At 66.1% G+C, this 1,993-nt stretch carries 2 protein-coding genes; both read left to right on the top strand.

Features of this window, described 5'->3' with window-relative positions:
• The coding region (locus tag BIS11_RS16215; RefSeq protein WP_253586545.1) for an aminopeptidase N C-terminal domain-containing protein at window positions 1-780 on the top strand (780 nt) is incomplete at its 5' end.
• A 33-nt stretch (window positions 781-813) separates the two neighbouring features.
• A complete protein-coding gene (yegS, locus tag BIS11_RS16220) occupies window positions 814-1,773 on the top strand; it encodes a lipid kinase YegS (protein ID WP_253423828.1) in 960 nt (319 codons plus the stop codon).
• The last annotated feature ends 220 nt before the right edge of the window (window positions 1,774-1,993 follow it).

Raw genomic sequence — 1,993 nt, forward strand, 5'->3', positions numbered from 1 at the left:
GTACTCGCCGAAATGCTCACGCTGCCGACGGAGGCCTACATCGCCGAGCAGCAGCGCATCGTCGATGTGGACGCCATCCACGCCGCCCGAGAGTTCATGCGCCAGTCATTGGCCGTGGCCCTGCGCGACGAGTTCATCGCCACCTACGAGGCCAACGCGAGCGATGAGCCCTACGCGCCCACGCCGGAGCAGATCGCCACGCGCAGTCTCAAGAACGTGGCGCTGGCTTACCTGATGGCCATCGAGGACGACAAGGGCCTCGAGCTTTGTCAGGCCCAGTTCGCGGCGGGGCGCAACATGACCGACGTGCGCCAGGCCTTGACGCTGCTGGTGCACAGCGACCGCCAGGACCTGGCAGCGCCGGCGCTCAAGGCCTTCGGCGAAAAGTGGGCGCACGACTCGCTGGTGATGGACCAGTGGTTCACGGTGCAGGTCACAAGGCCCCAGCCGGACGTGCTCGAGCGCGTCGAATACCTGATGGACCATCCGGCGTTTTCGATCAAGAATCCCAACAAGGTGCGCGCGCTGATCGGCGCGTTCACCCAGAACCGGGTGAACTTCCATCGCCTGGATGGCCAGGGCTACCGACTGCTCGCCGACGTGGTGATCGAGCTCAACCGGCTGAACCCGGAAATCGCCGCGCGGCTGATCACGCCGTTGACGCGCTGGCAGCGTTTCGACGAGAGCCGCCAGGCGCTGATGCGCCAGGAGCTTGCGCGTATCAAGCAGGAGCCGCTGTCGTCCAACGTTTACGAAGTGGTGGAGAAAGCGCTGGCCTGAAGGTGCCCATAACCCAAGGAAAGGAATACGTCGGTGAGCGACTCACGAAAGCGTTATTTGCTGATTGTCAACGGAAAGTCCTCCAGCAATCCGGAGCTGCGCGAAGCGGTGCAGAGCGCTCGTGACCGGGGTTTCACGATCACCGTTCGGGCCACCTGGGAAGGTGGCGATGCGGCGGAGTTCGCCGAGAAGGCGTTCGGCGAAGGCTTCACCCACGTGATCGCCTGCGGTGGCGACGGCACGGTGAACGAAGTCGTCAATGGCCTGATGCGCGTGGCCCACGACCAGCGTGCGGCGCTGGGTATCGTGCCGCTGGGCAGCGCCAACGACTTCGCGACCTCGGTAGGGCTGCCGCTTGCGCCGGGTGCCGCGCTCGAGGCGGCGCTGGAGCTTAGGGCGCACCCGATCGACGTGGTGCGCCTGACGGCCGAGTCCGGCGACGAGCAGGCCATCGGCTATTACGTCAACATGACCACCGGCGGCTTCGGCGCCGAGGTCACCTCGTCCACCCCCAAGATGCTCAAGCGCATGCTGGGCGGCGGGGCGTATTCTCTGATGGGCGCGCTTAAGGCGTGGCGCCACAAGAGCTATCGCGGCACCCTGCACTGGCAGGAGCGCGAAGAGAGCGCGTCGCTCTTGCTGCTGGCGCTGGGCAACGGCCGCCAGTCCGGAGGCGGCCAGGTGCTGGCGCCACGCGCCAAGCTCGACGATGGGCGACTCGACGTGCTGCTGGTCAAGGATTTTTCGTCGGTGTGGGAGCTTCCCACGCTGGTGGGCGAGCTGCAGGATTTTCCCAGTGAAGGACGCTACGTCCACTACTTCACCGCGCCGAAGCTGACCGTGACCACCCGGCCCGACGACGAGCCCTGGCCCTTGACCCTGGACGGCGAGCCGCGCCGCCACGAGCGCTTCACCGTCGAGGTGGTGCCGCTGGCGCTGGGCGTACTGCTGCCCGAAGAGTGCGCGCTGCTGTCCGCCAACGACCGCCATTGAGCGCAAGCATGATCGATCGACCGCGTCGATCGAGAGACAAACGAAGGAGCGAGCGATGACAAACCGTGTATGGATACCCCTGCTGGCGAGCCTGGCGCTCGTATTGAGCGCCTGCAGCGAGCCCGAGGAGGACCCGAACGTCGACCTCGGCGAGCAGGAGAGCTCGGTGGCCGATGACGAGGTGATCCAGAACGAGGAGGCGCCTGCCGCCGCCGAGAAC

The organism is Halomonas sp. 707D4 (assembly GCF_024158685.1).
Lineage (GTDB): Bacteria > Pseudomonadota > Gammaproteobacteria > Pseudomonadales > Halomonadaceae > Vreelandella.